Genomic DNA, 6,735 nt, shown 5'->3' with positions numbered 1-6,735 from the left:
TCAATAAACTTTTAATTTAATCAGTATTACAAAGGGATTCAGAGGTTTTTACCAACCATTTTTTGCCATTAAGCCGTAAACTAGTTAATTGCCAAAAAGAAATCGAATAGCAACAAAAACGGCAATAATTAAACTTCCGTAAAGAATTACTTTTTTTCCTGCACCTTTATAATAACGCTCGTGGTTTTTAATGTCTTTTCTATAGCTGTAAACCATTAAAGCAACAAAAGCAATGACAAAGAAAATGATAAAAATAATTCTACCTGTTGTAAAAAAAGTGTTTAAAAACAAATCAAAAAAATTAATAGAACAAATTTAAAATAATTTAATTACTTAAACTACAATTTAAGCCTGTAAAATTTGAAGTGTCATATAAAGAAGTTCCTATTTGATTTGTTTTAGATCCTTTTAGTTCCAATCTAAAATTAACTTTAGTTTTTCTTTTAGCCGTGCAAATCTCTAATGCATAATTACTGTTTGCTTCCTTTTTTATTTTATCTAGAATATTACCTAAAGCTAAGTTTAGCTGAGAATAATTATTAATATAAAATTGTCCATTTCTACCAATATCTACTAAAACATTTTTATTGATATCTATACCAGCTCCTACTACGTAAAATTCTACATCATTCTTAATGGAATTAATTTTTATATTCATTTCTGATTTATTTTTACTAAAAACTTCATTTTTTCCATCAGAAAATACAACCATAGATGCACCCCATATTGTAGTGTTAGGATTTGATTTTAAATTTTGAACTTTTACTTGGAATAAATTACAACTTTGAAAAATTGCTCCATACAAATTTGTAGATATATCTTTTTGTAAAGCTTTATCCATGTTATCTATAGCTGCTAATATGTTTGCTTTTGAGTTGGAAAAATTTATTAATTCTTGCAGTTTTTCTCTTCCATCAAAATATTGAATAGAAATTTCCAAATTCCCACTGTTTATTCCTTGATGCAAATTTTCTACATAAGTTTTTGCTGCTTCTTTAATTTTTTCAATTTCATCAATTACACTTCCACTTAAATCCATTACAATCATGGTAGCATAGCTAAAATTTTCTGGATTTGGAACAATGTATCTTGGTGCTTCAAGAGGGTCTATTAAGTTTTCATCTTCATTGCTTTTTAAAGCCCTTTCATATAAATTAAAGTCTTTGTCAGTTTTAGATGCTATGCCTTCATTATTTTCATCTGTCAATTTAAAAAATACTTCTATTTTACTTTCGCTAGTTAACGTTTTTAAGTCCTTAATTTGTATTTTTGATTGTTTTAAATTCTCTATGTCATCTTCATCATCACAATCCTTACTTATTCCTAAAAAGCAACAAGAAGAAAAAAGAAATAGAAAAAAAACATTAAAGAACACGTTTAATTTAGAGTTCATAGTATTATCTTTAGAATTACAAACTCAAAAATAGGAATGAGTAACTTTAAAATATATACCTATAAATAAGTAATTTTTAATAATGCAAAACGCAATTATTTTTGGAGCAACTTCTGGTATTGGTAAATCTTTAGTCAATTTTTTAATAAAAGATGGTTATCATGTAGCAATTACAGGTAGAAGATTAGAGCATCTACAAGCAATCAAAAAAGAACACCCAAGTAAGATTTTAATCAAACAAAACGATATTCAGGAAGTAGTAGAGGTAGAAAAAGTGTTTAATGAAATTGTAGCAGAGTTTAAAACCATAGATTTAGTAGTGCAATCTTCTGGAGTCGCGTTTATCAATCCTAAATTTGAATGGGAAAAAGAACAACAAAGCATTAATACCAATGTTTTAGGTGTTACAAAACTATATACATTAGCATATAATTTGTTTAAAAAACAACAATTTGGGCATTTGGTAGGTATTTCTTCGATAGCATCTATTAGAGGAAATCGTTCTGCACCAGTATATTTTGCATCTAAAGCTTATCAAAAAGCCTATTTAGAGAGTTTGTATATCAAAACAAAATCTATAAAATCTAAAAAAGTTTTTATCACAGAAATTAGACCAGGATTTGTAGATACAGACATGGCTTTAGGTGATGGAATTTTTTGGTTAGTGCCTTTAAAAAAAGCGACCAAACAAATTTACACAGCTATAAAAAAGAAGAAAAGAGTTGCTTATATTTCTAAAAGATGGAGATTAGTGGCTTGGGTTTTAAAAATTGTTCCAGCTTGGTTATTAAAAAAGGCGACTTAAAATAAAAAATAAACTACAATAATGAAAAATAAAATAGCAGCAGTTCATGCTTTTCACAGTGCATTTAAATTAAATATACAAGATACACCAACTGTAAATATTTCTGATGAAAGAAAACAATTACGATTTGAGTTGATGAAAGAAGAAAATGAAGAATATTTAGAAGCTGCAAAAAACAACGATTTGGTTGAGGTTGCAGATGCTTTAGGAGATATGTTATATATTTTGTGTGGTACTATTATAGAACACGGAATGCAAGATAAAATAGAGGAAGTTTTTAATGAAATACAGCATTCTAACATGAGTAAATTAGGTGAAGATGGCAAACCTATTTACAGAGAAGATGGTAAAGTTTTAAAAGGCCCCAATTACTTTAAACCGAATATCAAAGCTATTTTAGATAAGTAGTCTTTTGTGAATTTCGCTAACGTCTTTGTGTATGATTTATTACTTTGGTAAGTAGGTAAGAAGCTAGCAATAAACTATATATGTTCATACTGTTCAAAATTATATGTAAATTATTTATAACTAATTAGTTAATTTTCGCATCTTAAGTCGAATTTACATAAGGTTTCATTATTAGTATACCAGAATATACTATTTTTTAGTTTTAGAAATTAAAGTTATTGGTAAATAACAACCAGAAAAAACAGAAAACAATAAAATTAAATTTTTCATAACCATTAACAAAAAAAGCGATTGAGAATTTCTCAATCGCTTCATAAATATTTTACTTCACAAGTAATAGTTTTGTAATACTTTTATTATTATTTGTGATTTTAACAATATAAGTTCCACCTGAAAAATCATTTAAATCAACTGATATTGAGTTGTCTGAACTAGTGAAGTCTTTTACTACACTACCAATTATGTTATAAATCAAGATACCACTTTCTCCTTCTAAATTATTTAATTGAATATTAAAGTTTTTATTTACCGTAGGGTTTGGGTATAAACTTACTGAATTATCAGGTAATTGATTATCTACTACACTTAAAGAACCAGCATCAATAGGAATTTCCCACATTCCTCTACCATAAGTAGCTGCTCTTAATTTTTCAGTATCATAACGTATCTCTAAATCGTTTACAGCTACATTAGGTAATCCTGTTCCTAACTTGACCCAATCACCTGCAGTGTTAGTTCTATAATACACACCAAGATCTGTAGCTAAAAATAGCTCTCCATCGGTAGTTCCTGTTCTGTAACGTATTTGATGTGTAGGTACATTTGGCAATGAACCAGTTATATTTGTCCAGTTTACGCCACCATCTGTAGATTTATAAACCTTACCTGCAAGATATCCTGAATAAGCAATGTAAATTTCAGAGGTGTTGGTAGCGTGTACTTCTATACTTTTAACAGTTCCATTTTGAGGTAGATTTATATCTTGCCATGATGTACCACCATTTGTTGTCTTAGCTACACCATTATCTCCTGAAACATAAATTACATCAGCATTAGAAGGTGCTATGGAAATAAATTCTATATCACCTACTCCAGAACTTAAGTTTGTCCAACTATCTCCACGGTTGGTAGATTTATAAATATCATCAAATCCTCCAAAAATTGTTGTAGGTATTGTTGGATGTATTTCTAATTCCCAAAGAAAAGGTCCACCTGGCGTATTTATAAATGCTTCTGTTGTAAAATTATCAAGGCTTCTAAGCAAAATACCATTTTGGCCACCAACCCAACTAATATTTTGGTTAGAATAATCAATTAAGCCATTAACACCATCTCCTACACCAATTATTTTAATTGTTGTTCCATCAAAATGAGTAATATCGTTATCTTGCGCACCCCCAAAAAATCTTCCTATATTTTGGGGTGTTCCATCAATACTATAGTATTGTGTAATAGCTAAACCAGCGGTTAAATTTGTCCATTGAGTATCTAAAGAAGCATCACCTTTTATAATACCTCCGTCATTAACATCAAAAGCAATATTTGTACCTGGTACAAATTTTATATCATGGTGGTCAACATGTGCAGGAGTAAAGGGATCTCCAGTTGTCCATTCATGATCTAAATATACCACCCAATTTGAACCACCATCTGTTGACCTTTGACCAGTTAGTCCTCCTACTAAAATTAAATTTTTATTAATAGGCGATATGGCTAAAGTTTGGTTATATCCGTCTTGTGAATTATAAATTGGAACGGAAGAGACCATTGTCCAAGTTGATCCTTGATCGGTAGATTTTCTTATATTTCCGTTTTGATCTAATGTTAATATTAAATTAACATCGTCTGCAGTCAAAGCTAAATCTAACCTACCACCACCAGTTGCAGGGGTAGATGCAACTGACCAACTTGTACCGTTATTTGTAGATATATAAAATTTTCCAGTTTTTGAGGTTGCATATAAAATGGTGTTACTCCCTTTTTTATAGACTATATCATTAAAAAAAGCATTATTTTCCGTAAAAACATCTGTCCAGGTTGTTCCTCCATCTGTAGTTTGTTTTATGGAATTTTTTGTTGTAGCGAAAACAGTATTTACATTATTTGGATCTATAAGCAATTTACTGATAAGATTATTTTCAATTAACGTAAAAGTTAGACCAGTCATAGTCCAGTTATCTCCACCATCTGTTGATTTATAAACACCTATAGATCTACTGGTAACACCATCCCAATCTCCAGTTGCCAAGTATAGTATATTAGTATTCGTTGGGTTAATAACTATGTCTGAAACAGACATAGTTCCGAGTGCATCTCCTTTAGGTACCCAAGTGGATCCGCCATCTGTAGTTTTCCAAACGCCTCCACCAGGACTTGCAATATATAATGTATTGGTATTTGTGCCATTAAAAGCAACTGTATTGATTCTTCCTAAACCAGTAGATAAAGTTGAAGGGCCAATAGATGTCCAATTAGCATTACTTTTAGTATTTAATTGCAAATTATTTTGGCGCTGTTGTTCTTTTTTCCATTCGTTATAGGTATGTGTTGCCGAAACAAATGAGCCATCGGGTAGAATTCGATCTTTCCAAAAAGCTTTCCATCGTTCAAACTGCTTAATTTCTTTTTTGCTTTTATAATCTGTTTTTCCTTTTAAAAATACCAGTTCTTTATTTTTTTTGTTTACAATTTCAAAATAATTACTTTTCTTATCTAGTGTAGATGTTCTAAAGTTTTCATTTTGTGCAATTGTGTAGCTTGAAAGTAACATTATTGCTACTAAGAAAAATATTTGTTTTCTCATATTTTATATTTTTACGTTTTACATATATGTAACAATATAAAGTGTTATTACCCTACTTAAATTTTATTTTTTTTAATTTAGTTGTTGTTATTTGTGAATTTCTTTTATTCTACTCTTTTTATACTATTTCCTTTTTCTGCTAGTAGAAACAAACCCAATTACAATTCATAATTCTGTCCTTCTGTAGCAAACCTAAAACCTAGCTGTTCTATTTTCTTTCGCTCTTTACTATTCTCCTGCAAAGCAGGATTTGTATGGTTAAAGTGAATAAAAATCACTTTGTTTTTAGTTGCTAAAGTTTCGTTTTGAAATAAGTTTACAGTTTCTTCTATAAACGGATGAGGTACTTCTGTCATGGCTCTTTTTACTTCTTTCTGATTTAAAAAAGTAGCATCAACAAAAGCATAATCTACTTTTTTAACTTCTGCTATAATAGAGTGTTTCCATTTGTACCATTTGTCAATATCTGGTATAAACAAAGCCGTTTTTTTTAGTCCTTCAATTTTATAACCTACAGTTTCTGAAAACTCATCTCTATGGGGTACTAAAAAAGGGGTTACTTTTAGTTTGTTATTTAAAACAATAGTTACATTGTGTTCTAATGTTTTTAGTTGTACGTTTTCTAACGTAACTAACTGACTCCAAGGACCATTTGTTTCTAAATAATTCTTCATTTTTGGCATTGCAAAAACAGGAATATCTTTTTTACCCAAAGCTTCTCTACCAAAATACATTAAGCCTGTATAGTGTCCAATATGTGCATGTGTTAAAAATACACCATCAATAATTATTTTCTTTTTAATATGATTTTGCTCTAATTCAGCCAATTGCGTATGCATATCTGGTGTAGCATCAAACAGCCATTTTTGTTTATTTTCTTTATCAATCAAACCCAAAGAAACAACACTTTTACGTTTATTTTTTCCTTTGTAAACATTTCTACAACATTCTTTTTGGCATCCAATATGAGGGTATCCTCCATCTTGAGCAGTTCCTAAAACTGTAATATATTGGTTAAATTTAATTTTTTTGACCTCTTCTTTTGAGGTTGAATTGCCTTTACAAGAAAAGAAAATTAGTACCAAAACAACATTCCAAAAGTATTTCATAAACTTTTTATCTTATAATACTCAAAGCTCCTGAAGGACATTTACCAACTTGATTGATAATTTCTTGTTTGGTTGCATTTTCTGTTTGTACCCAAGGTTTGTCTTTAGGTTTAAAAACTTTGGGTAAACCTAAAGCACATTTTGCAGAATGCGTACATTTTTCTGGTTCCCAGTCTACTTTAATATCTTCTTTTAGATACGTTTTCATAAGATTAAA

General features: G+C 29.5%; 7 protein-coding genes. 2 read left to right on the top strand and 5 right to left on the bottom strand.

The window, feature by feature from the left end:
* Positions 1-84 precede the first annotated feature (84 nt).
* Together ACY2RW_RS13310 and ACY2RW_RS13305 are read right to left on the bottom strand one after the other, a co-directional pair.
* Positions 85-291 carry a hypothetical protein gene (locus ACY2RW_RS13310; protein ID WP_490123221.1) on the bottom strand — a complete coding sequence of 69 codons (207 nt, stop codon included), beginning with the start codon at positions 289-291 and terminating at the stop codon, positions 85-87.
* A gap of 34 nt (positions 292-325) precedes the next feature.
* Positions 326-1,393 carry a vWA domain-containing protein gene (locus tag ACY2RW_RS13305; RefSeq protein WP_490123220.1) on the bottom strand — a complete coding sequence of 356 codons (1,068 nt, stop codon included), beginning with the start codon at positions 1,391-1,393 and terminating at the stop codon, positions 326-328.
* A gap of 82 nt (positions 1,394-1,475) precedes the next feature.
* Between ACY2RW_RS13305 and ACY2RW_RS13300 the strand changes: the two genes are divergently transcribed.
* Entirely contained in the window at positions 1,476-2,198 is a 723-nt protein-coding gene (locus ACY2RW_RS13300) for an SDR family NAD(P)-dependent oxidoreductase (RefSeq protein WP_490123219.1), read from the top strand.
* 21 nt (positions 2,199-2,219) lie between these two features.
* The gene (locus tag ACY2RW_RS13295) at positions 2,220-2,606 is read left to right on the top strand and encodes a pyrophosphohydrolase domain-containing protein (protein WP_490123218.1); all 387 of its coding nucleotides are present in this window, start codon (positions 2,220-2,222) and stop codon (positions 2,604-2,606) included.
* A 322-nt stretch (positions 2,607-2,928) separates the two neighbouring features.
* Here the strand turns inward: ACY2RW_RS13295 and ACY2RW_RS13290 are convergent, their stop codons facing one another.
* From ACY2RW_RS13290 to ACY2RW_RS13280, 3 genes are all read right to left on the bottom strand, one after another.
* Positions 2,929-5,409: a T9SS type A sorting domain-containing protein gene (locus ACY2RW_RS13290; RefSeq protein WP_490123217.1), complete on the bottom strand. Its 2,481-nt coding sequence runs from the start codon at positions 5,407-5,409 to the stop codon at positions 2,929-2,931.
* 158 nt (positions 5,410-5,567) lie between these two features.
* Positions 5,568-6,518: an MBL fold metallo-hydrolase gene (locus ACY2RW_RS13285; protein ID WP_490123216.1), complete on the bottom strand. Its 951-nt coding sequence runs from the start codon at positions 6,516-6,518 to the stop codon at positions 5,568-5,570.
* Between the two features lie 7 nt (positions 6,519-6,525).
* Positions 6,526-6,726: a (4Fe-4S)-binding protein gene (locus ACY2RW_RS13280; RefSeq protein WP_490123215.1), complete on the bottom strand. Its 201-nt coding sequence runs from the start codon at positions 6,724-6,726 to the stop codon at positions 6,526-6,528.
* Positions 6,727-6,735: the final 9 nt, after the last annotated feature.

Source organism: Polaribacter sp. 2305UL8-11, from assembly GCF_058147165.1.
The sequence above is the reverse complement of the archived record's forward strand: the minus strand, read 5'-3'. Positions and strand labels throughout refer to the sequence as shown.